Consider the following 24,477-nt stretch of genomic DNA (forward strand, 5'->3'; position numbering starts at 1 on the left):
CAAATATCCTTCCCGGCCTTTCAGGCCGGGACAGCAGCGCGACCGGCAAGTCGCAGGACGCGCTTGTCTGCGTCCATCTGCGTGGGTCTGCGGTTAAAATATGAGCTTTTATAAATAAAAAGGCCGGAACTTGTCCGGCCTTTTTCGGTATCTTTGTTTATTTTGTTTATATAGTTTTATATTAGTACATGCCGCCCATTCCGCCGCCAGGCATTGGAGGCATATCTTTCTTTTCTTCAGGTTTTTCAGCAATGGCTGCCTCAGTTGTCAGGAGCAAGGAAGCTACAGAAGCAGCGTTCTGGAGAGCGATACGAGTTACCTTCTTAGGATCAATTACACCGGCTTTGATGAGATCCTCAAACTCTCCAGTGGCAGCATTAAAGCCTTCGCCATCCTTGCCTTCTTTAACCTTTTCGATGATTACTGCGCCTTCAAAGCCAGCATTGCGGCAGATTTGACGCAGAGGAGCCTGGATAGCCTTGCGGACAACTTCTACACCTGCGGCTTCGTCATCATCTGCAGGCTTTACGTCGTCCAGGCAGTTCATAGACCTGATCAAGGCAACGCCACCGCCAGGTACAATACCTTCTTCTACTGCAGCCCGAGTTGCATTCAAGGCATCCTCGACGCGAGCTTTCTTCTCTTTCATCTCGGTCTCGGTGGCTGCGCCAACATTGATTACAGCTACGCCGCCAACGATTTTGGCCAAGCGCTCCTGCAATTTTTCACGATCGTAGTCAGAGGTGGTCTCTTCAATTTCAGCCCGGATCTGTTTAACCCTGGCCTTGATATCTTCAGGCTTACCAGCGCCGTCAACAATGGTGGTGTTCTCTTTGTCGATGACAACGCGTTTGGCCTGACCCAGATCATTGATGGTGATGTTTTCCAGCTTGATGCCAAGGTCTTCAGAAACAACCTGACCACCGGTTAAGATGGCAATGTCCTGCAACATGGCTTTGCGGCGTTCACCAAAGCCAGGAGCCTTAACAGCAGCTACCTGCAAGGTGCCGCGCAGTTTGTTTACTACCAGTGTGGCCAGTGCTTCGCCTTCTACATCCTCAGCAATAATGACCAGAGGCTTGCCCATCTTGGCTACCTGCTCGAGGACAGGCAAGAGATCTTTCATGTTGGAGATCTTTTTCTCATTGATGAGAATCAGAGGCTCATCCAGCTCGCAGACCATCTTTTCTGGGTCGGTAACAAAGTATGGGGAAAGATATCCGCGATCAAACTGCATACCCTCAACCACATCCAGGGTGGTCTCCAGGCCTTTGGCCTCTTCAACAGTAATAACGCCTTCTTTACCAACCTTGTTCATGGCCTCGGCAATAATGTTACCGATGGTGGCGTCATTGTTGGCTGAAATGGTTCCAACCTGGGCGATTTCTTTTTGATCGCGGGTAGGTTTGGCAATCTTTTCCAGCTCAGCAACAACTGCATCAACGGCCTTGTCAATACCGCGCTTAATAGCCATGGGATTGCGGCCAGCAGCTACGAGTTTCAGGCCTTCGGTGAAGATAGCTTGGGCGAGAACAGTTGCTGTGGTGGTACCGTCACCAGCAACATCACTTGTCTTGCTGGCTACTTCTTTAACCATCTGGGCTCCCATGTTCTCGAACTTGTCTTCGAGCTCGATTTCTTTGGCTACGGTAACACCATCCTTAGTAATTAATGGAGAGCCAAAAGACTTTTCAATTACTACGTTGCGGCCTTTGGGGCCCAGTGTTACTTTTACAGCTTCAGCTAGGGCGTCTACACCTTTTTTAAGTTTTTCCCGTGCCTTAGCATCAAACTTTATAATTTTTGCAGACATATTTTCTCCTCCTTAATATTTTGTTGTTGCTTTAGCTTTCGATGATAGCCAAAATATCGTCTTCGCGCATTACCAGATGTTCAACACCATCAATTTTGACTTCAGTGCCGGCATATTTGTTGAATAAGATTTTATCCCCTGCCTTGACGCTCATAGGGATGGTTTTGCCATCATCGGCTATTTTGCCAGGGCCTACAGCAACAACTTCACCCTTGATGGGCTTTTCTTTTGCAGTATCAGGAATGATGATTCCACCTTTGGTTACTTCCTCTTCTTCCAAACGTTTAACCAGAACACGATCGTGTAAAGGTTTTAAGTTCATGCTATTCACCTCCATTTGAGTTTTAAAATTTCCTGTTCCTCAAAGTCGTCCCGCCATATAAACATCGTATTAGCACTCGTCAAGAGTGAGTGCTAATAAAATTTTAAAATTTTTTCTTGATGAGAAAAATTGCCAAAGTTATTAGGTGGTTATGTAATTGGGAGTTTGAGTAGACAAGCAAGGAACGTGGGAGGAATGGCGTTAAAAAGAATAGTTTTCAAGCTCCGGGAAATAACGATTTTTCGCAAAATTTTGACAAAACCTAAAGTTTTGGGCAGCTAGTTTGGTTGGGTACTAAATAATAACGAGATGATGCACAAGGAAAAGTTTTGTTTTTGTAAAAAATTATTCATTCTTACAGGGTCTGTGGCCAAACCCTTTTACTGATTAGGTTCTTTCAGTCTTGGTTTCTTTCATGCTGGTGCAAAGGCTTGGACATGTTCTCAAAACTTGCTTGCGGCCAGAGTATAATGGGATACTTTGGGTTATCGAATATTCTTTTAATGAAGGATAGTCTATGTAAAATTTCGCAAAATGTTTAACCCATTCCCCCGATGCTCTGTTTTTTCCGCAAGCTTCATCAAGATGGGTTACCCAAGCCATTTGCAATGCACTTCACAAACCAAGACTTTCAATTAGGGGGTAGGATGTGGGTTGGCCACAGGCTCTATAGTCAAGAGTCTTTTTGACCCACCTTTAGTCCTCGGCACTAAGAAATTAAGGCAGGAGATATAATTATGCTGGATATTAGGTTTATTCGGAAAAATTTTGATTTGGTTGTGAAAGCACTACAACAGAGAAATTCCAGTCTGGACCTTGCAGAGTATCAAGATCTGGATAATAAGCGCAGGACTCTGCTGCAAGAGGTTGAAGCCTTAAAAATGGAGCGTAACAGGGCTTCGGAGCAGGTGGCCAGGATGAAAAAGCAGGGCCAGGACCCCGGTGATCTTTTTGCCGAACTTGGCCGCTTGTCGCAGAAGATCAAAGAGTTGGACAAGCAACTAAAGCAGGTTGAAGAAGAAGTTCAGGAGTGGATTTTGTCCATTCCGAATATACCCCACGAAAGTGTGCCCGTGGGCAAAGATGAGCAGGACAATAAAGAGGAGAAAAAATGGGGAGACAAGCCCTCGTTTGATTTTGCGCCCAAAGAACACTGGGAAATCGGGGTCAGTTTGGGCGGGCTGGATTTTGATCGCGCAGCCAAGATAACCGGCTCTAGATTTGCCCTTTATTGGGGCTGGGCAGCTCGTTTAGAGCGGGCATTGATTAATTTTATGCTTGATGTGCAGACTAATGAAAACGGTTACACAGAAGTCTTGCCTCCTGTTATTGTTAATCGTGCAAGCATGACAGCAACCGGGCAGTTGCCTAAATTTGAGCAGGACTTGTTCAAACTAGAAAACTGGGATTATTATTTAATTCCTACGGCTGAAGTGCCTGTGACCAATATCCATCGAAATGAAGTTTTGGAGGAAAAGGATCTACCCTTGGCCTATGTCGCCTATACTCCCTGTTTTCGTTCTGAGGCCGGTTCATATGGCAAGGACACCAAAGGTATTATCAGACAGCATCAATTTAACAAGATAGAGTTGGTCCGCTTTGTCCATCCTGATAACTCCTATCAGGAATTAGAAACTTTGCTCGGACATGCGGAAAGTATTTTGCAGAAACTGAAACTACATTATCGGGTGGTCACGCTATGTACCGGAGACTTAGGCTTTTCCGCTGCCAAGACCTACGACATAGAAGTCTGGCTGCCCGGCCAGGGCAAGTATAGAGAGATATCTTCATGTTCCAATTTTGAAGATTTTCAGGCCAGGCGGGCCAATATCAAGTTTAAACCCAAGAACAGTAAAAAAGCCCGTTTTGTCCACACCTTAAATGGCTCTGGATTGGCTGTGGGCAGGACCATGGTGGCAATCCTTGAAAATTATCAGCAAGCCGATGGTAGCGTGCTTGTTCCGGAAGTGCTACGGCCATATTTGGGTGGATTGGAAAAAATTGAGCCCAAAAAAGAAAAATAATCTTGACATTTTCATTGGAGAGCAATAAAGAGGTTTCTTCTTTGGTTGGGCCGTTAACTCAGTCGGTAGAGTATCTGCCTTTTAAGCAGAGAGTCGCAGGTTCGATCCCTGCACGGCCCACCATTTTTTATGTCCCCCTTTTAATGTCCCCATCGTCTAGTGGCCTAGGACGCCGGCCTCTCACGCCGGTAACGGGGGTTCAAATCCCCCTGGGGACGCCAAGAAAATCAAATAGATAGAAGATAATCCAAAAAGGCCAAAGTAAAAGTTGGCACTTTTGGTTGGAAAATAATTCTAAGCCTCTAACCACCAGGTTAGAGGCTTTTTTATGTCAAATAAGAGCTTACACCTACTTTTAATCTAGCCATTAAACCCCTTTTCCTGAGCATAGTCCGGGAGCTTTCTTGGTATTGTATAGCCCAACTCCCAACTCGGGCGGCCAGCAAGAACCTCTGTGCCTCAGGGCCATCTCATCTAACTTTAAAGAATAATTTCGCGCCAAGCCGCAAAGACGCCAAGGAAAAGAGATTTTTTGTTCAGCTTGAGTTCCAAGCCGAACAAAAGCCCCTCGGCCCGAAGGGCCGAAAGCCCTTGAGCTGGGTTTAATCTAAAGCCAGCTCAAAAAAACTTTGCGTCTTTGCGGCATGGCGCGAGGTAGTATTTTTTAACATATTGAAAGTATAGCACAGTTAGATGAGATAGCCCTTCTGTGTCTCCGCGTCTATTGCGACCAACGTGAGCGGGCAAGAGATTCAAAAATTAGCTGGGAAAGCGTCAGTGCTCCTAGTCGGATACGCCCGGCTAAATTTCTATTCACCTACTCAACCTCTCACCTACTCCCCTTACTAAACCAAAGTGCAGCCATCGGCTGCGCCCACGAATGCATCTCCCATGCCCTGAGTCTTTAGAGTCGACTCCCTCTCTTCCTTCCATTTGGGTTTGAGTATTTCATTTCGCTTTTTGCCAGTATGAAGAGAGCAAATTAGTTTTGGCCTGACAATCGCTGAATTTTACAAAAAAAGATGCAAAATCGAGTTATTTTTCAAATGAAACAAGCTAAATTTAAAATTTAATAATTTTTCAGACAGGACAATGAAAGTAGTGTTTGCTCAATTTTTTTTCAAGTTGATCGCCTAATATTTTATCAATTTTTTTAAAGCTTCAAGAACAAATTTATCTTAAATTGCAAGGCATATTTTTTTTAGTTTGATTTTATCAATTTATGACTATGTAGTTGATATTCATTATAAAAATGTGATAAAAAGGCTAAGATAAATTCCAAAAAAATAATTTTATTTAATTTTTTAAAAAATTATTATTGAATTAGGCGTTGTTATTAATACACTATTAGTGTAGTCTTAATTTTTTAAAATATACTTGCTTGTATTGAAATAATTTATAATGCATTAACTGCACATAATTTATCATATTTTTTGACGAAAGGAGAGGGCTTTAATAGTCGGAGACTCCACTTGTTTCTTAGGCCCGCTAATGTCTCGCTGTTAAATAGTGAAGGAGAGAACTATATGACAAAATATTTTTTTGGTTTGTGTTGCCTTGTTTATTATTCGCTGGCAGGGGGGTTGTACGCCTTTCAAACTCCTGGAACGGTTGTTTTAGACGGAAGCGGATCTGTCCTCCGGGCAGGAGTGCAGCAGGCAAGTGCTTCCATGCAAGGGCCTTCTGGCTCTCTTCCTCTTACAGGGCAGCAACTCCTTGGAACCTTTACTCCTGCTCAGCAGCAGGTCATTAAGCAGAAAGTGCAAGAACAAGGTGGGGGACTTACCCCAGAGGCTGTAGATGCAATAAAAAATAATCCTGAATTTAAGGGATTAAAGCCGGCCGAAGTTGAAGAAGGGAAAAGATTGATTGAGTCTCTGGAGAAGAAAGGTCAAAAACAGCAACCCTCACAAACTCCGGATGTGAATGGAAAAAAGATCGATGATGTTGTTTCTCTTTTTCGACAATATCTAACGAACAAGACAGGTGTCTTAAAGGTCAGCACCGAGTTAAGGCCATTTGGGTACAATCTTTTTCAGCATGGCCTTGCCAAGCCTATACCTGCCCAGCCTGTGGCCCCTGATTATATTATAGGTCCCGGAGATGAGGTCCAGGTTTTTGTCTGGGGACGGATCAACACGCAATACACCCTGCGTGTTGGCGCGGATGGACGAATTATGTTTCCACAAATCGGTCCGTTAACAGTTGCCGGCATGCGTTATGAGCAGATGGAAAAATTTCTTGTCAAGCAGGCTACCAGGATTACCGGGACAGACGTGGCTATTACTCTCTCCAGGCTGCATCAATTTCAGGTTTTTGTACTGGGTGAAGTACAAAGGCCCGGTCCATATAATCTTACAGCTATGACCACTATGCTGGATGCCCTGATAGCGGCTGGCGGGTCAACAGGGCGCGGCTCCCTGAGAAAAATTTCTTTAAAAAGGGAAAATGAAACCATAAGTGTGTTAGACTTATATGATTTGCTCCTTGATGGAGATAAAAGCAAGGATAGGCGACTTAGAAATGGAGACATTGTTTTTGTGCCCTTGGCTGGCCCTCTGGTGGGTATTGCTGGCAATGTCAGAAGGCCCGGCATTTATGAACTCAAGCAAGAGACAAACCTGGTCGAGGCTTTAGAGTTGGCCGGTGCCTTAACGCCTGTGGCCTGGAAACAGATGATTCAGGTGGAAAGGGCTGAGAAGCACGCATGGAAAAAGGTAGTGGATATAAATGCCAGGGATTTGAAAAATTTAAAAGAACTTTCCATGCAGGATGGGGATTTGATTAAAGTATTTTCCATTATTCCTGAGACAGCCAACAGGGTTGAGCTCTATGGCAATGTTTTGCGGCCCGGCACATATGCCTGGCATCCAGGCCTGACCTTACGTGAGATAATCAAAGGTCCTGAGAGCCTGCAGCCTGACAGCTGTTTTGATTATGCGTTGATTAAAAGGGCTGTTCAGCCAACAGGAGGAGTAAAGCTTGTCCCTTTTAATCTGGCCCGGATTGTTCTGGCAAAGGGGGCGGATTTAGAGCTCCAGCCCCTTGACCGGATATATGTTTTTTCCAAGTGGTTTTTTGAATCCAAGCCAACTGTTGTCATCAAAGGTAAGGTGCGAAAGCCAGGAACATATCAAATCCCTGAAAAGGGTTTTCGCATCAAGGATTTGATTTTGCAGTCAGGTGGGTTGGCAAAAGATGCCTACTTAGAAAAGGCAGAGCTTTATCGTATAGACAAAAAACAAAGAAAAAAATCGTTAGTATTATTTGATTTAAAAAAGGCATTACTGGGCGTCCAAGAACATAATCTACTTTTAAAGGACGGGGATCAGATTGTTGTTCACTCTATATCAGAGTATATGCCAGAACAGACAGTGACTATTTATGGGGAAGTGAACAAGCCTGGCACATATCCTTTTGTGGAGGGGATGACAGTTAAAGACCTGGTTTTTGCCGGGGGCAATGTTAAAGATTCTGCTTACTTAAAGGAAGGAGAAGTATTTTCTTATAAAATCATCAACAATACCCTGGCAGAGTATGAGCATCGGGTTATAAATCTTGAGCTGGCATTTAGTGATGAACCTCAGCACAATATTCTACTTCATCCGTATGATAAGATTTTTATCAAAAAGATAGCTGATTGGGGCAGAGAAAAATACGTAGAGATTGAAGGGGAAGTTATTTTTCCTGGCAAATATTTAATTAAAAAAGGCGAAAGGTTGTCATCTTTAATCAAGCGTGCAGGTGGTTTCACCAAAAACGCTTACCTGAGAGGCGCTCTTTTTACTAGAGAACGGGTGCGTAAGTTGCAGCAAAAACGCCTCAATGAGATGGTCGATAAGCTGGAACAGGAATTATTATCCGCGGGCAGTGCTAAAACTTCCACTGCTCTTACGGGTGATGAGTCAAAGATTTATCTGCAAGAGAGCAAAATAAATGAGAAATTTCTGGCCAGGCTCAGGGAAGTAAAGGCCAAAGGTAGGCTGGTTATAGACATAAAACCTTTAGCAGAATTTAAAGATTACTCGGATGATGTGGAACTAGAAGACGGAGATAAGCTCAATATTCCACAAAATCCGGCGACCGTGCAGGTTCTTGGCGCGGTGTATAATCAAACAGCTTTTATCTTCCGGCATGGGAAAAAGATATCCGGTTATATTGATTTGGCAGGAGGATACTCCCAAAACGCGGACAAAGACGCGACTTATATTCTCAAAGCAGATGGCAGCGCTGTAAGACCGCATAAAGGCCTCACCTGGGGATTCCAGTGGAATGAACGCTTAAATCGCTGGGAGCGCTCGCATCGTTTCAACATTGAACCGGGAGATACCATTATAGTGCCGGAAAAATTGGACCGCATCGCCTGGCTCAGATCAACAAAAGACATTACACAAATCCTCTTTCAGCTCGCCGTAACAACAGGTGTGATTATGACGACATTATTTTAAACTGTTCGACGTGAAGATACCTCTGCGAAAAATTCAAATTTTGTGATTATGAATTCCAAAGCGGAAAATCGAAATTTTAGGGTGTTAAATGCGGAATGCTGGATGTTTCAGAGTACGATTGGTTACGGTTCTGTTAAACAACTTTAAATCGAAAGATAACGTCGAACTTCGAAGGTTGAGCGTTGAACTTATAATTTTGATAACTTTATTTTTGTTAACTTTTAACAGAGCTGAGCTAAAGGCAGAGGAACTTCCTCTGTATCTCACTTATGCAGCAGATGATTTTCCTGCCTCAATGGTTTTGCCAAAAGGCCAGTTGGAATTAGACCTGCGGTATGCTTTTTTCAATGATGCTGTAGATGTGTTCGGTTTTAGAGAAAAGGAGAAGGATAAGCTGGCAGTGAGCAGCAATTTTTCCTTTGGGGATTATAGAGCATTAAGCCTTGGCGTACATTATGGCTTGACTCACCATTTGATGCTCTCTTTTGACTATGATTATCGTACCCTTGGTTATCAGGGCGTGGACTTAAATTTCTCCGGCTTAAAGTTTTCAGCCAGATATTCTTTGAATGGCTGTTTTGCCGTGGATATAGGGGTAAAATATGATCAGACAAAGGACACCTCTGTCACAAATGTTGAATATATCAATTACTATTTGCATAAGTTCAAATCAAATTTAAATCTGGAAGTAGATAGTCAATATGTGTGGTATGTTTTAACGTATCCTGATATGGTAGTTCGTTATGGCCTGCCTAAAACAGCAGAACCTGAATTGAGGATGGAAGATTTGCAGGACTATACAGGATACCTACGCTTTACGCTGGGCAAAGCGTGGGAAAAGTTTTATCCGAATATTTTTTTTGAATTTGGTTATACGCATATAGATACTAAAATGGATACTAATTTAAAGGATATGATTCCGGATGGTTACAGGTCATATTTGCCTGACTTTCCTTTGGATATGTCAAGAGAGGAGAAATATATAAGTGCTGGTTTTTCTTTGTTCTTTCAGACTCCTTATGATACCATAACTCATATTGAATATACTTACATGTATCTTTTTAGGGATGCAGACATCAATTATGCTCCGAAAAATCAAATAATTAGAGCGGGAATTGCTTATCTTTTGACCCAAAATATCATCCTGCATGTAGGTGGAACTTATCTTCACAGTCAATTTAACGGAGTTGTTCCGTTTTTATATAATAAATATACACAAACAACCTTTGATCATCCTTATGGTTGGGCAGAGGTGGGTGTGAGTTATCTTTTTTAGGCCTCATGTTAAGAGAATTTGACTTCGAGGAAATTGGAGAACTGCTAAGGTCGAAACGAATTTTTATATAGTTGGTGCTGGGTCGGCATATTTCAAAGAAACAACCTACGAAAGTCGAATAGGATATAAGTGGCTAATCTGTTTAAAAAGGGGTTTTTAAGATGAAAGGCTTGAAATTTTTGGCTTGGCTTTGTGCATGTGGTCTTATCTCTTTAACTGCTGCTTGCGGCGGGGGAGGTGGGGGCGAAGATGGCATAACGACTTCAACTCTAAGCGGTGGTCAGGTTATAGACGGCTATCTAAGTGGAGCAACTGTATGTGTTGATTATGATAATGATGGTCAGTGTGATTCAGACACTCAAACAACCGACCAGAATGGAACTTATAATAGTTTTACTATTCCAACTACTTATTATGCAAATGCAACATTATTGGCATTTGGCGGTTTCGATACCTCGACCAATCAAACTTTTGAGGGCGTACTGATGGCCCAGCCGGGTTCAAACAATATCACACCGTTGACCACACTTATTGCGGTAAATCCAGAAATTGAACAGTCTCTAACGGACTTGGGAGTTACTGCGGATGCTGATTATGTTTCAGGAAGTATTAATGGAGCTTATGTTCAGTTAGCCTTGATGGTTGCTTCGTCATTACAGGTCATGGCAACTACAACTAACATTAGCGATTCAGCAATTTTGGCTAAAGGTACTGAACAACTGGCGAACGCGCTCAATGATAGTCTTAAAACTATATTTTCTAATAATAATGAACTGGCAGACATTAGTGATAGTGAAATGGGGGGTATTTTCGCCAATGCAACAAGAGATGGGCTTCAAGGATTAAATACTGCTACAGAAAATAATGAAGACTATAACACTCTCCTCAATATGAATGCAACATCGATTGCCAATTTAGACCTGACCTCCCAGTTTACAAATATAGCTAACGCCGTTGATCAAAATTCCACTGCCTTACTGGATACGCTCGTAACTAATTCTACAGCAATAACACAAGCTACTGAAAATGCTACAGGTACAGTTGAAGAACAATCAGTAACATCATTTAGCTTTGATGCTGGTTCTGTTTCGTTGGCAGGAGCGTCGTTAGTATTAGATAACAGCACAGGAAAGTGGACCAGTACTATTTCAAGTGCAACATTATCATCGAATAAACAGTTTGCAATTGATTTCTTACTTCAAGAATCTGCTGGGGCATTAAAAGATTTTACCAATGTACGGTTTATTCTTCATATAAATGATACTGGTTCTAGCAGAGAGGCTACCGTGACATTGAGTGGGGTAAGTATAAGTGTAGATGGTGAAAATATTACATCTCTTACAGTGGCAGGTGATGCTGGTTTACGTGTTCAAGGTACTGATTCTAATGGAAACCAGATTGATGTCACTTTTACAAATATTGAAGGAGATCAGTTGATACTAACAACCAGTACTCAGGTTACATACGATCTTTCAAAGATTGAGGACAAGATCGTCAATGAAACTCAAAGTAATGATGCGTTGCATCAAATCTCTTACCCAGGCACTTATAATTTAATCATTTACTCGCCTGATTTGCCCATGGATACTATTGAGGCTAGTGTAACTGTAAATTAGCTACTTTGATTAAATAATTAGTTTTTTATTTAAAAGAACAATCTTTCTCGGTTTTAACCGCAGACGCACGCAGACTGACGCAGACAAGTGCGCCCGGCGACTTGCCGGTCGCACTGCTGTCCCGGCCTTTCAGGCCGGGAAGGATAAAGAATATTAGAGTTTCGGCTCTTATTGTATCGGATACGGCTATCATCATACCCGGAAAGTAATTGTTATTAAGCTTAACCACGGCCTGAAAGGCCGTCAGGTTTTTGTTCGGCAAAGTCTGCCGAACAAGAATTTCTGCGTGAGTCTGCGTGGGTCTGCGGTTAAAAATAAAATTTGGATTAAGGTTTAATAGGGTAAATGGGTAGATGAGAGAAAGTGTAGAAGGGGGTAGATGGCTATAGAGGTAAGTAAAGTGGCTTCTGCCCATTCTCCTTTCTACTCATCCTCTCATTCACTATAAAAATGATTGTTTCTGCGGTAAAATAAAGAAAATAAGAAAAAGGTAGGAAAAATAGTGCCGGAAAATCACAATGAACATACATCCTCTGGTGGACAAATGTCTTGCCCATACAATACCGGGGGGGCTTTTATGCCGCCTGTCCCGCCCGAGGAGACAGATTTTTATAGTTATTTTTTGATCTTGAAAAAAAGAAAACTAAGTATTTTCATTATTACCTTTTTAGGTCTTTTACTGGGTCTATATGTGGCTGTTTTCTCGCCCAATATTTATCGCTCCACTGCCATTATCATTCCAACAGGAAATGGAAAAGGTTCGAATTTAGGGCCTCTGAGCGCATTGCGCGGTCTAGCTGGATTGAACATGCCCGGCTCTGCAGGTACGTCAGAGATCATCACACTTTTGCAGACCAGACAATTGCGAGAAGTTTTAATCAAAGAATATGAGCTTTTGCCAGTGCTTTTTTTTGAAAGGTGGGATGAGGAAAAAAAAAGCTGGAAAAAGGGTGAAGAGGGTTTTTTATTGGACAATGTTCTGAAATTTCCTCGCCAATTCTTATCATATCTTGTGCAGAGGGCACGCTCTTTGCCTGCTGAGGCTGGAAAAGATAAAAAGAAAAATGATGGGCCTTCAGTAAATGATGGGATCAGGGCACTGAATAGTATTTATAGTATTACTGAAGATAAGAGAGTTGGAACTATAAAAATATCTGCAGATTTCCATGACCCGGCAAAGGCAGCCTGGTTATCAAAAATACTTTTGCAGACACTTAAGGACTACATGAGTTCAGAGGCTATAGTCACGGCCGAGAAAAATTTAGCTAACCTTCACCAAGAATTGCCCAGCACTACAGACCCACTTTTGCGTCAGAAATTGCAGACATTGATAGCGCAAAACTTGGAGCGCAAAGTCATGGCCAAGGTCAATCGTGAATTTGCCTTTAAAATCCTTGATCCTCCCTATGTGCCAGATCGTAAATTCAAACCAAAACGCAGTCAAATAGTCATGGTTAGATTGGTGGGCTCTCTTATTTTTGGCATATTTTTAGCTTTTTTCAGGGAATATTTGCAATCAGTCCGTGAGCAACATTAAAGCGCATTTTGATAGGAGCTGCGATTATTTGCATCCGATAACTGCACCTGCCATCAGTCCCCCCGCTCTTTTTAACCGCAGACTCATGCAGACGGAGGCAGACTATCGCTGCCAGCGACTTGCTGACAGCTCTGCTGTCCAGTCTTTTTAGGCAGAGAAGGATTTTTGAATTTCGACTCTGATCATATCGGATACGACTATCATCACGCCCGGAAAGCGATAGTTATTGATTCTAACCGGCCTTTTAGGCCGTCAGGTTTTTGTTCGGCAAAGTCTGCCGAACAAAAATGTCAGCGTTAGTCTGCGTGGGTCTGCGGTTAAAAATAAAAGAGGATTAAGGTTTAAGGGTTAAGCAGGGGTAATTGAAATGTGCTGGAAAGAGTAGAGGGTATGATATTTTTGCATTTAGCACAGGATTTAGATTAGTTGTCGGATGTTGATTGTAGGCATCTAGAAGTAAATTACCCCTACCCCTTACTCCCTAATTCTTACCCCTTAAAAAGAGGTCTGCGGTTAAAAATAAAATATGAAATTAGTGTTTTGAACCTGAATGATAATTCACATGACTACTATTAATGCTAATGAATATAGGTTGTTATATTATAAGATATAAATATAAAGCCATAAAAGATAGCTGTATGAAAATAATAATGTTTACAATTTTAAAAAAATGATTGACACGGGTAGTTTATTTAAATAGCTTTTGATGTGAAAATGAAAAAAAATTGTGATACATGGTGATTTATTAGTTATTTTTTGGGTTAACATAAAAAATAATTGTATTAATATATATATCTTATAAAGTTTATAATTAGTACTAATTAGATATTAAATTAAATAATAGGAAATAAATAATTACAATTGTTATATGTATATTGAGTCAAATAAATTTAAGACCAAGCTCTTATTTGATGAAATTGTCAGTATCATGGGGTTTTGACAAGCATAGTAAAGACAAGAAAAGAAAATGAAAGATAATTCAATATCCAAAATTCAGCATTCAACATTACTATATTGGTATGATGGCTATATTAAGCGTGCAGAGAGAAATCGTTTGAACAATCACAAAAGTGGCTTGATTTGGTTTACTGGCCTATCAGCCTCTGGCAAATCTACCGTTGCCCATCTGGTGGAAAAAAAACTTTGGCAGCAAGGAATAAGAACATATGTGCTTGATGGCGATAATGTCCGCCATGGTCTTAATATTGATCTGGGGTTTGGTCGGGAGGATAGAAAGGAAAATCTTCGGCGGATTGTTGAAGTGTGCAAGCTTATGGTTGATGCAGGGCTTGTAGTCTTAACGGCCTTTATTTCTCCATATAAAGAAGACCGGTCGTATGTGAAGAGTAAGTTAAAGGATGATTACATAGAAATATATGTCAAATGTTCTGTTGAAGAGTGTGAACGCCGCGATCCAAAAGGGCTGTATAAAAAAGCCAGGGACGGAATTATAAAAAATTATACAGGAATTTCTGCTCCTTACGAGGATCCAGGAGCTCCGGACTTAGTTTTAGAAACAGAAAAGTTGGATATTGGGACGACGGTTGAAGTAGTCTTAGACTTTTTGAAAGGAAAAGACTTTTTGATTGATGAGTTTTATAGATGATTGGTGATCGAGTTTCTGGGCAAGATAGAGGTGTCAGCACCCCCAAGACACACAATGCACAATGAAAATTAAATATCAAATGGTCAAAGTTAGTTATTCAACCATCAAAAGTTTTTTGAAAATTTTCAAATTCATTCTATTTTCGAGAGGCTTAAGTGGTTTTAATCCCAAAAAAATACTTGTTTTCAGAACGGGCAATTTTGGAGATACAATTTGTGCTATCCCAGCCTTGATAGCCATTAGGGAGAACTTTCCAGATTCAAAGATCCATCTCCTTACTAGTCCTGGGCATAAAAATCTGGTGACTGCTAAAGATTTAATTGTGGAAGGTGACCTCGTTGATCGTATCATCATATATTATATAGGAGACGATAAAAAAGGACTTTTTAAAATTTTAAGAAAGGGAAAATATGAACTCTATATTGAACTTCCTCAGAATCTTGCAACATTAAAAGTTCTTTTTAGAAATATGATATTTGCCAAATTATTGGGTGTAAGATATGGTTTTGGGTGGCATTTAAATACCTTAAGGTATTTTGAAAAATCACAAGCTAAATATATGATAATAGATAATGAAAATGTAAGACTTCTAAAAATTTTAGAAGTTGAGAGATTAAAAGTCGACTTAAAAAGTCTTAAATATCGTTTCCCCACAAGTCAGGATATAATATCTAAGGTAAAAAATTTGCTGTCCTCGTTAAATGGTTATTCCAAAATTGCCTTTGTCCCAGGCGCTAAGAGAGAAGCCAATCGTTGGCCTAAGGAGTATTTTGTTCAGGTCGGGAAATATTTAATAAAAAATGATTATATGATAGTACTTCTTGGAGGGAATGGTGACAGAGAAGCCTGTGAAATGATTGGTCAGCAATTGGGTAAAGGTGCTTTGTCTTTGGCCGGAAGAATTTCAGTTTTAGAATGTGCTGAAGTACTGAAAAGATGTGAGTTAACGATAAGTAATGATACAGGAACAATGCATTTATCCTATGCTGTAGGGACAGCAGTAGTTGCTATATTTAGTGCTCGTGATTTTCCTTATAAATGGTATCCCCCGAATGAGAAGGGGGTTGTTTTACGTAAAGAAGTAGATTGTGCTATCTGTTTTAAAGAAAAATGCCAAGACCATAAATGTATGAAGTTAATAACACCTGAAGAGGTTATCGAAAAAGTTAACTTATTGCTACCGTGAGTTGTCGGTACAATATTATATCTGTAGGTATGTTAACTTTCCACTTTTATTTTGTTTAGTTTTCAAATGAAGTGACATAATTTAATAGATAACGATAAGATTATCATGACCATAGCAAGATTAAAAAAACAGAGGGATATGAGGGGTAATATAAGGTTTTGGATGCCTTTCCTGATATCGTAAAGAAGGTTCCAGAGACTAGGTATATTCTTATTGGATCAGGGGATGATTTAGGAAATATCCAACAGATATGTAAAAGAAAAGAATCTCGAAAAGATAGTAATCTATACAGGTTATGTCTACGATAAAGAATTACCAGATTACTATAATCCCTGTGATGTATGAGTCGTAGAGGTTAGTTGAGGATAAGCTGCGGAGGATGATTGAATGGTATTGACCCATGACATACGGCGAAGGTTGAGAACATGAGCACCCAAGTATTTTCTATCCCTGAGGAGGTTTCTTCTCTCCCGGGGGAACGTGTCCTTGTTCTTGAGTCTGGCCGGACCGAAAAGAACTATTGGGCTGATCTCTGGCGCTATCGGGAACTGTTCCTGATTCTGGCCTGGCGCGATGTTGCGGTGCGTTACAAGCAGACGGTTATTGGGCTGGTCTGGGCCCTCCTGAGGCCTTTCTTGACCATGGTGGTATTCACTGTGATCTTTGGCCAAGTGGCCAGGCTGCCCAGCGATGGGAACTCGCCCTATGCCCTGATGGTTTTCGCCGCTATGCTGCCGTGGTCTTTCTTCTCAACATCGCTGAGTGAAGCCTCCAACAGCTTGATCGGTAACGAGAGGCTGATCAGCAAGGTCTACTTTCCCAGGCTGATTATACCTACAGCCACTGTGGTAACAGCCTTTGTCGATTTTCTGATCAGCTTCGTCATCCTGGTTGGGCTGATGTTCTATTACCGGTTCGCTCCGGGTTGGAACATGCTGCTATTGCCGTTCTTTATGCTGCTGGCCGTGATGGCCAGCCTAGGACCTGGCCTCTGGATCACCGCGTTGAATGTCAAGTACCGGGATTTTCGTTACATCATTCCTTTTATCGTACAGTTTGGCCTGTATGTCTCCCCGGTGGGTTTCAGCAGTAATGTGATTCCAGAACAATGGCGGCTGGTGTATAGCCTCAATCCCATGGTTGGAGTGATCGATGGCTTCCGCTGGTGCATCCTTGGCGGTGAGAGCCCGATCTACTGGCCCGGCTTCGCACTCAGTCTCGCCATCGTCGCCTTCTTTCTCTGGCTGGGTGTCTCCCGGTTCAGGAGGATGGAGAAGACGTTTGCGGACCTGATATAGGAGACGGAAGGCGTGAGCAATATTGTCATCAAAGCCGAAAACCTGGGCAAAAAATATATCATTGGCCATCAGGCCGAAAACGGGCGCTACATGGCCCTGCGGGATGTATTGATGCAGAACGTCCGCAGCTTCTGGTACAAGACCAAAGACCTGGTCCGAGGCAGGCCCATCATAAAGGGCGACACGCAGGAGGAGGTGTGGGCGCTCAAGGATGTGAGTTTTGAGATCCGGCAGGGAGAAGTGGTGGGTATCATCGGTCGCAACGGGGCCGGGAAAAGTACCCTTCTGAAGGTTCTGAGCCGCATCACTGAGCCTTCGGCGGGTCGGGTGACCATCAAGGGCCGGTTGGCCAGCCTTTTGGAGGTGGGTACCGGCTTTCATCCTGAGTTAACAGGTCGGGAGAACATTTACCTGAACGGCGCCATCTTAGGCATGACACGCCAGGATAGTAAACGCAAATTCGACGAGATCGTAGCCTTCGCCGAGGTGGAAAAATTCCTGGACACGCCGGTGAAGCGTTACTCCAGCGGTATGTATGTCCGCCTCGCCTTTGCTGTTGCCGCCCACCTGGAGCCGGAGATTCTGCTGGTGGATGAAGTGCTGGCGGTGGGAGATGCTGCGTTTCAGAAGAAGTGTCTGGGGAAGATGGGCGATGTAGCCAAGGAAGGGCGGACGGTATTATTTGTGAGCCATAATATGGGCATGATTACCTCGCTGTGTCCGAAGGCAATACTACTTGAGTCAGGGAGGCTTGTTACTCAAGGACCCGCGTCCGAGACCGTGCTAAATTACTACAACCGTGGACGTTTCTCGCCTCATGCCATGGATGACACCCGTGATGGTCGGAAGGTGGGCGACCATCTAGCCACGTTGCTCGAAGCGTGGGTGGAAGACATGGACGGCAACCCGACGTCGGAGGTGGACATTCGTTACCCGTTTAAAATCAAGATGCGTTATGCGTTGCATGAAAAAGTCCCCAAGCCGCCATATCCCAATTTTCATTTTTTTGACGCACGCGGTGAATATGCGTTTGTGACCAGCGGTAACAAGTTTGCGAGTTCTGGTACCGACGTGGGCACCTATGTGGCGGAATGTATCGTACCTGGACATCTGCTTAACAACGGCACATATTTCATCGGTCTTGCGGTGACCTTTACCCATCAAGGAATACACGTGAGCTTTTATGAGAAGGATGCGTTGTCAGTGAACGTGCGCGATCTTATCGACGAAACCCTTGATGACATTCGGAGTGGATACAGCGGTCCGATCCCAGGTCCTGTACGCCCAAAGTTGGAGTGGAGGATAAAAAAAGTTTCATGAAAGTCGTCATCCTTTGCGGCGGACTAGGCACCCGCCTTCGCGAAGAAACTGAGTTTCGACCAAAGTCAATGGTAAGCATTGGGAACCGTCCCATCCTATGGCATATTATGAAGAGCTACGCTCAATATGGACTTACTGAATTTATTCTTGCTCTGGGTTACAAAGGTGAAATAATTAAGGAGTATTTTTATCATTACGAAATTATGAACAACGATGTGACCATTGAGCTTGGTAGGCCCGAGCATCTTTGCCTTCATGACCGCCATAGTGAAATTGGATGGAAGATTACCCTCGCCAATACAGGAGAAAGAGCCTTAAAAGGGGCTCGTTTAAAGAAGGTTGAAAAATACATCTCTGATGAAACTTTCATGCTAACTTATGGAGATGGCTTGGCTAATATAGACCTTAACACTCTCCTATCTTTTCACAAGAGTCACGGTAAGATTGCCACTGTAACGGGAGTAAACCCGGCGGCCCGATTCGGAGAATTGAAGATCAGTTGTAACCAGGTAACTGCCTTTTTTGAGAAGCCTAAAAACTCCGACAAGAATCTCATAAACGGAGGTTTTTTTGTCTTTAACAGGAAAATTTTCGATTATCTAACCACTGACGAAAACTGTGACTTGGAACATGGACCCCTTGAGGAAATCGCCCAAGAGGGACAACTCATGGTTTATAAACACACAGGTTTTTGGGCCTGTATGGATACCGTGAGGGATATGGAATACTTAAATAAGATGTGGACAGAGGGCAAGGCTGCATGGAAGAACTGGTGAACCTGGGCAGCTTTTACAAAGGCAGACGTGTTTTCATCACAGGCCACACGGGCTTTAAGGGATCGTGGCTTTGTTTGTGGCTCCATAAACTTGGGGCCGAAGTTGTCGGCTATGCACTTGATCCACCTACGGACCCAAGCCTGTTTGAATTGTGCGGTGTTGATAAGCTTGTCCATTCCATCATCAGCGATGTCCGCGACCTTAAAGCCTTAAAACTAGCCATTTCGGAGGCGCGGCCTGAAATCGTCATCCATATGGCCGCCCAGCCCCTGGTTCGCGACTCATACGCAAATCCAGTGGAAACCTATGAGATTAATGTCATGGGTACAGTGAACTTGCTTGAGGCAGTCAGAACGTGCCCTGAAATTCGAGCAGTTGTAAACATTACTACGGACAAGTGCTACGAAAACCGCGAGTGGAACTGGGGCTACCGGGAGAACGAGCCTCTTGGCGGCTACGACCCCTATTCCAGCAGCAAGGCCTGTTCAGAACTTGTTACTTCTGCCTATCGCGACTCCTTTTTTAATCTTGAAAAGTTTGCTGTACACGGTGTGGCGCTTGCCTCGGCCCGGGCTGGTAACGTCATTGGAGGAGGAGACTGGGGGAAAGACCGTCTGCTTCCCGACTGTTTTCGTTCACTCCTTAGTGGGCGCAAAATACTGATAAGAAATCCTGAGGCAATAAGACCCTGGCAGCATGTTCTTGAGCCCCTCAGCGGATATCTTCTACTGGCAAAAAGGCTCTATGAGAAGGGGCCGCTTTATGTGGGTGCTTGGAATTATGGTCCTTTCGATGATGATGCCAAACAGGTTGAGTGGCTTGTTCAAAGGATCTGCGATAAATGGGGGGATTCGGCAGGCTATGAGGTCACGCATGGGAACCATTCCCACGAAGCGCATTATTTGAAGTTGGATTGTTCAAAGGCCAAAGCGGTTCTTGATTGGCATCCGTGCTGGCGTTTGGAGACAGCCATAGATAAAGTTATGGAGTGGTATAAAGCTTATGGGGCCGGTGAGAACATAGAAGGTCTCAGGAATATCTGTTTTCAGCAGATTGAAGAATACTTAGCTTTACGCAGTAAAAGATAAATATACATGGTATAAAGTATAACATTGGGGGGCAGAAATGTGGAAAGTGACCTTCCTCGAGATTTCGGATGAGGAAAAGACGCATGCGATCTAAGGGCATGGCAAGGGAAAATAACCGTTTTCATTTCCACCCTACACTTCTTGAAGGCCTCTATGTTGTGGAACTTATGCCCATCAAGGACCAAAGGGGTTTCTTCTGCCGTTTTTTTTGCGCAGAGGAATCTAAGGAGGTCGGATTTAACAAGTGTGTTGCCCAGATCAACCACAGCCATACCCTCAGGAAGGGCGCTGTTCGCGGTCTGCATTTTCAGTACCCGCCACATGTTGAAGCCAAGATTGTGAGTTGCCTCCGGGGCGAGGTCTTCGATGTCGCGGTGGATATCCGGAAGGGTTCCCCGACCTTTTTGCGCTGGCACGGCGAAATTCTTTCCTTGGATAATAGAAAAAACCTTCTTATCCCCGAAGGGTTTGCCCATGGCTTCCAGGCGCTTACAGAGAATTGCGAAATGATTTACCTTCACTCCGAACCGTTCCACGCGCAGGCTGAGGGTGGCCTCCATGTCAACGACCCAAGCCTTGGGATTGTATGGCCTGTTGAATTGACGGAGATCTCTGAACGGGATTGCACTCATCCTTTCATCAGCCAGAATTTTGAGGGAATCACATTATGAAGTGCCGCCACTGCCATGCGTCACTCAAGCAGATCTTTTTGGACCTGGCTTTTGCGCCACCCTCCAATGCGTATCTTCAGGCCAGCGACCTGAGGAGGCCGGAGTTTTACTACCCGCTCAAAGTTTACGTTTGTTCCCGGTGCTGGCTGGTTCAGACCGAAGACTGGGCCAGGCCCGAAGAGCTTTTCAGACCGGATTATGCCTATTTTTCGTCAATCTCGAGTAGCTGGCTGGCCCATGCCTCCCGCTATGCCAATATGATTATTCGCCGTCTGGGGTTGGGGCCCGAAAGCTTAGTCATCGAAGTGGGGGCAAACGACGGCTATCTGCTCAATAGTTTCGTGGCTTCAGGCATACCCTGTCTTGGCATCGAGCCAACAGAGGGCACTGCAGCAACTGCTGAAGCGCAAGGCGTACCTATACTCCGGGAATTCTTTGGCGAGGCCCTGGGCAAACGGCTTGCTTCGGAGAGAAGGCCGGCAGACCTGATTATCGGTAACAACGTGTATGCTCACGTTCCGGATATCAACGACTTTACCGCCGGCCTCAAAGCCGCGCTTAAACCAGGCGGCACCATCACCCTGGAATTCCCGCACCTTATGCGGCTTATCGAACTCACTCAGTTCGATACCATATACCACGAACATTTCTCGTATCTCTCGCTTTATACAGTCTGCCGTATTTTCTCCGGGGCCGGGTTACGGATCTTGGACGTGGAGGAGCTGCCCACGCACGGCGGCAGCCTGCGGGTGTACGGCTGTCATGAAGATGACCAGCGCGAAGATTCGGCCGACGTGGCAAGGGTTTTGGCCGAAGAGAAGAAACAGGGTCTCCGCGAGCTATGTACCTATCAGGGGTTCCAGGCCCGCACCGACCGCGTCAAGGACGATTTTTTGGTCTTCCTCATTGAGCAGAAACGTCGCGGCAGACTGGTTGTCGCTTACGGCGCTGCAGCCAAGGGCAACACCCTGCTCAACTATGCAGGCGTCAAGCAGGACCTTCTTCCCTACGTCTGCGATGCTGCTCCGTCCAAGCAGGGCAAGTTCCTTCCCGGGAGCCATATTCCAATCCTGCCGCCTGAAGCCCTAAAGGAGCACAAACCGGATGTCCTGCTCATTCTGCCCTGGAATATAGCGCAAGAGGTCATGCAACAGAATGCCTTCATTCGCGAGTGGGATGGAAAGTTTGTGACGGCGGTGCCGAGTTTGAGAGAGATGTAATGAAAATCGTGGTTACTGGAGCAACAGGATTTGTCGGCCGGCATCTTGTTCCGGAGTTGCTGGCTCATGGGCATAGCGTATTGGCCGTGGCCAAAGATATGGAAAGGGGGAAATCGATGCCATGGTTTGAGCAGGTAGAGTTTATCTCAATGGATTTGCATGATCCATTGCTTGAGCCAGAGAGCTTCTTGAGGGTTCCAGATGCTCTTGTCCACTTAGCCTGGCCAGGGTTACCCAACTATAAAGACCTCTTTCACTACGAGCAGAACCTGCCGGCAGCGTATCGTTTTATCAAAAAGATGGTAGCCGCCGGGGTCCAACAGGTTCTGGTAACCGGAACCTGTTTTGAATACGGCATGCAAAGTGGACCGCTATCCGAGGATTTGCCAACTCTGCCGGAAACTTCATACGGATTAGCGAAGGACACATTGCGCAAGTTCCTTCAAGAATTGCAAAAAGATTATCCGTTTACTCTACAGTGGGTTCGGCTATTTTACATGTATGGTGAGGGTCAAAATCCAAATAGCCTGTTGGCGCAACTGGCTCATGCCATTGAGCAAGGCCACGAGGTCTTCAATATGTCCAGTGGCGAGCAGTTGCGTGACTATCTACCTGTGGAAGAAGTTGTCAGACGTTTGGCTCTTCTTGTAGAAGAGCCAGACATTAATGGGATTATTAATTGTTGTAGCGGGAAACCCATTTCCGTTCGCAGGTTGGTTGAAGAAAGTGTCAAGAAAAGAAAATCAAGCATCAGGCTTAATTTGGGTTATTATCCTTACCCTGATTACGAACCGATGGCCTTCTGGGGCGATGCCCCAAAACTCAACACTCTTTTGGAAAAGGCATGAACGCGAACTATCTCGAAGAAGTACGTTTGCAGGCGGTGGTCCCAAGGTCACGTATCCACACGGTGGAACAAAAAACGGCTTGAGCATAACGGCGAATGGAGACATCTGAAGACAACTTCATGTAATCAATTTCGGAGGTAGAATTTAAAAATGGCGGACGATCCAATCCAACTCTTTTTTGAAGAATGGCGGCAACAAGTGCTTTCATATGCTGGCAGCGATCTACAAAAGGCAGCTGACACATTTATGCAAGCCAGCGTGCAGCCAAAATATTCCTACAACTTTTCTTGGCTTGGTCGCCCGATTATCCAATACCCTCAAGACATCATTGCCATGCAGGAAATTATCTGGCGGGTAAAGCCGGATTTGATTATTGAAACAGGCATTGCCCACGGCGGATCGTTGATTTTCCATTCATCCATGCTGGAACTGAACGCGAACTGTGGCGGCCCCGAGGATGCGCAAGTGATTGGCATAGACATTGAAATCCGTCCGCACAATCGCAAGGCCATTGAGGCGCACCCCATGTTCCGGCGGATTTCAATGATTGAGGGATCGTCAACTGACAAAGGGACTGTCAATCAAGTGTATGATTTTGCAAAAAGCAAAAAAAATATTCTAGTCTGTCTGGACTCCATGCACACACACGACCATGTGCTCAAAGAGCTTGAGTTGTATTCCCGCCTGGTGACAAAAGGAAGCTACCTTGTCGTTTTTGATACCATCATCGAAGACATGCCTGCCGGTTTCTTCCCCGACCGCCCTTGGGACAAAGACAATAACCCCAAAATCGCTGTCTGGGAATTTTTGGAAACCAATAATCGCTTCGAAATCGATAAGGAGATTGAGAATAAATTACTCATTACTGTGGCTCCAGATGGCTATCTGAGATGTATAAAAGATTAATCATGAGACGTATTCATATATTAGCTCTTTGGATTACACAATAATCCTTTACAGCCATATTTATTACCACCTTCTTTGGATGACAGGCTTCTTGAGGGGCGCATTCGTTATGCTGCACCTACCCCGTCAAATGTGGGAAAATTGCGCAGTAATTTGATAAAATTTTAGCATGAAAAGGTAAGCTAGGCATATTTAATAGAAAAAATATGGGTCATGTGGGAGAAAGTTTGGTAGCGGTACAGACAGTGAATGCACCCCTTCTTGAGAATCATTTAGCTCGGTTTATATCTGAGACTAGTAGACACACTGGACAACGTCAGTTTTTGAGGAGTTGCCGAGCAAATGGCCAAGACAACGCTGCCTACCATCCTGTGATGATGGTTAAGGTGCGAATATGCATGTGTAGGTATCCTTTCAAGTCGCAAGATAGCCGCGATGTTGGATGATGTGACCTTCAGGTGGCTTGGTGCTGGGAATTTTTCTGAGTTCAGAACAATTTCTTAATTTCGGCGTAGACATCTT

At 44.0% G+C, this 24,477-nt stretch carries 18 protein-coding genes and 2 tRNA genes; 17 read left to right on the plus strand and 3 right to left on the minus strand.

Going from position 1 to position 24,477, the window contains the following annotated elements:
• Positions 1–181 precede the first annotated feature (181 nt).
• Both groL and groES read right to left on the minus strand, forming a co-directional pair.
• Positions 182–1,813 carry a chaperonin GroEL gene (gene groL, locus KFV02_RS05270; RefSeq protein ID WP_252380493.1) on the minus strand — a complete coding sequence of 544 codons (1,632 nt, stop codon included), beginning with the start codon at positions 1,811–1,813 and terminating at the stop codon, positions 182–184.
• A 31-nt stretch (positions 1,814–1,844) separates the two neighbouring features.
• A complete protein-coding gene (gene groES, locus KFV02_RS05275; RefSeq protein ID WP_252380494.1) occupies positions 1,845–2,135 on the minus strand; it encodes a co-chaperone GroES in 291 nt (96 codons plus the stop codon).
• A 737-nt stretch (positions 2,136–2,872) separates the two neighbouring features.
• On the opposite strand from groES, the gene serS reads away from it, so the two are divergent.
• The 6 genes from serS to KFV02_RS05305 all read left to right on the plus strand — a co-directional run bounded on the left by serS (position 2,873) and on the right by KFV02_RS05305 (position 11,499).
• Positions 2,873–4,159 carry a serine--tRNA ligase gene (gene serS, locus KFV02_RS05280; protein WP_252380495.1) on the plus strand — a complete coding sequence of 429 codons (1,287 nt, stop codon included), beginning with the start codon at positions 2,873–2,875 and terminating at the stop codon, positions 4,157–4,159.
• A 47-nt stretch (positions 4,160–4,206) separates the two neighbouring features.
• Positions 4,207–4,282: transfer RNA gene (locus tag KFV02_RS05285), tRNA-Lys, on the plus strand.
• Positions 4,283–4,304: 22 nt separating this feature from the next.
• A tRNA-Glu gene (locus KFV02_RS05290) sits at positions 4,305–4,380 on the plus strand.
• 1,305 nt (positions 4,381–5,685) lie between these two features.
• The gene (locus KFV02_RS05295; protein WP_252380496.1) at positions 5,686–8,607 is read left to right on the plus strand and encodes an SLBB domain-containing protein; all 2,922 of its coding nucleotides are present in this window, start codon (positions 5,686–5,688) and stop codon (positions 8,605–8,607) included.
• Between the two features lie 88 nt (positions 8,608–8,695).
• Entirely contained in the window at positions 8,696–9,883 is a 1,188-nt protein-coding gene (locus KFV02_RS05300; RefSeq protein WP_252380497.1) for a hypothetical protein, read from the plus strand.
• Positions 9,884–10,044: 161 nt separating this feature from the next.
• The gene (locus KFV02_RS05305; RefSeq protein ID WP_252380498.1) at positions 10,045–11,499 is read left to right on the plus strand and encodes an autotransporter outer membrane beta-barrel domain-containing protein; all 1,455 of its coding nucleotides are present in this window, start codon (positions 10,045–10,047) and stop codon (positions 11,497–11,499) included.
• 25 nt (positions 11,500–11,524) lie between these two features.
• Here KFV02_RS05305 and KFV02_RS05310 read toward each other — a convergent pair whose 3' ends face one another.
• Positions 11,525–11,914 carry a hypothetical protein gene (locus KFV02_RS05310; RefSeq protein ID WP_252380499.1) on the minus strand — a complete coding sequence of 130 codons (390 nt, stop codon included), beginning with the start codon at positions 11,912–11,914 and terminating at the stop codon, positions 11,525–11,527.
• Between the two features lie 87 nt (positions 11,915–12,001).
• On the opposite strand from KFV02_RS05310, the gene KFV02_RS05315 reads away from it, so the two are divergent.
• From KFV02_RS05315 to KFV02_RS05365, 11 genes are all read left to right on the plus strand, one after another.
• Entirely contained in the window at positions 12,002–13,036 is a 1,035-nt protein-coding gene (locus KFV02_RS05315; protein ID WP_252380500.1) for a Wzz/FepE/Etk N-terminal domain-containing protein, read from the plus strand.
• A 967-nt stretch (positions 13,037–14,003) separates the two neighbouring features.
• The gene (gene cysC / locus KFV02_RS05320) at positions 14,004–14,642 is read left to right on the plus strand and encodes an adenylyl-sulfate kinase (RefSeq protein WP_289510087.1); all 639 of its coding nucleotides are present in this window, start codon (positions 14,004–14,006) and stop codon (positions 14,640–14,642) included.
• 61 nt (positions 14,643–14,703) lie between these two features.
• Positions 14,704–15,828, plus strand: coding sequence for a glycosyltransferase family 9 protein (locus KFV02_RS05325; RefSeq protein WP_252380502.1), 1,125 nt, complete (start codon positions 14,704–14,706; stop codon positions 15,826–15,828).
• Between the two features lie 425 nt (positions 15,829–16,253).
• On the plus strand, positions 16,254–17,126 hold the full coding sequence (locus KFV02_RS05330) for an ABC transporter permease (protein ID WP_252380503.1): 873 nt from the start codon (positions 16,254–16,256) through the stop codon (positions 17,124–17,126).
• Positions 17,127–17,138: 12 nt separating this feature from the next.
• Positions 17,139–18,446, plus strand: coding sequence for an ABC transporter ATP-binding protein (locus KFV02_RS05335; RefSeq protein WP_252380504.1), 1,308 nt, complete (start codon positions 17,139–17,141; stop codon positions 18,444–18,446).
• On the plus strand, positions 18,443–19,222 hold the full coding sequence (gene rfbF, locus KFV02_RS05340; RefSeq protein WP_252380505.1) for a glucose-1-phosphate cytidylyltransferase: 780 nt from the start codon (positions 18,443–18,445) through the stop codon (positions 19,220–19,222). Before KFV02_RS05335 ends, rfbF begins: the two co-directional genes overlap by 4 nt.
• Positions 19,207–20,310 carry a CDP-glucose 4,6-dehydratase gene (gene rfbG, locus KFV02_RS05345; protein WP_252380506.1) on the plus strand — a complete coding sequence of 368 codons (1,104 nt, stop codon included), beginning with the start codon at positions 19,207–19,209 and terminating at the stop codon, positions 20,308–20,310. Before rfbF ends, rfbG begins: the two co-directional genes overlap by 16 nt.
• Positions 20,311–20,477: 167 nt before the next feature.
• Positions 20,478–20,981: a dTDP-4-dehydrorhamnose 3,5-epimerase gene (gene rfbC / locus KFV02_RS11500; RefSeq protein ID WP_353617301.1), complete on the plus strand. Its 504-nt coding sequence runs from the start codon at positions 20,478–20,480 to the stop codon at positions 20,979–20,981.
• Complete coding sequence (locus KFV02_RS05355; RefSeq protein ID WP_252380508.1) at positions 20,978–22,201, plus strand: class I SAM-dependent methyltransferase; 1,224 nt, start codon at positions 20,978–20,980, stop codon at positions 22,199–22,201. Before rfbC ends, KFV02_RS05355 begins: the two co-directional genes overlap by 4 nt.
• The gene (locus KFV02_RS05360; protein ID WP_252380509.1) at positions 22,201–23,049 is read left to right on the plus strand and encodes an NAD-dependent epimerase/dehydratase family protein; all 849 of its coding nucleotides are present in this window, start codon (positions 22,201–22,203) and stop codon (positions 23,047–23,049) included. Before KFV02_RS05355 ends, KFV02_RS05360 begins: the two co-directional genes overlap by 1 nt.
• A gap of 150 nt (positions 23,050–23,199) precedes the next feature.
• Positions 23,200–23,955, plus strand: a complete 756-nt coding sequence (locus KFV02_RS05365; protein ID WP_252380510.1) for a cephalosporin hydroxylase family protein — start codon at positions 23,200–23,202, stop codon at positions 23,953–23,955.
• Positions 23,956–24,477 lie beyond the last annotated feature (522 nt).

This window comes from Desulfovulcanus ferrireducens (genome assembly GCF_018704065.1).
Classification (GTDB): Bacteria; Desulfobacterota; Desulfovibrionia; order Desulfovibrionales; family Desulfonatronovibrionaceae; genus Desulfovulcanus; species Desulfovulcanus ferrireducens.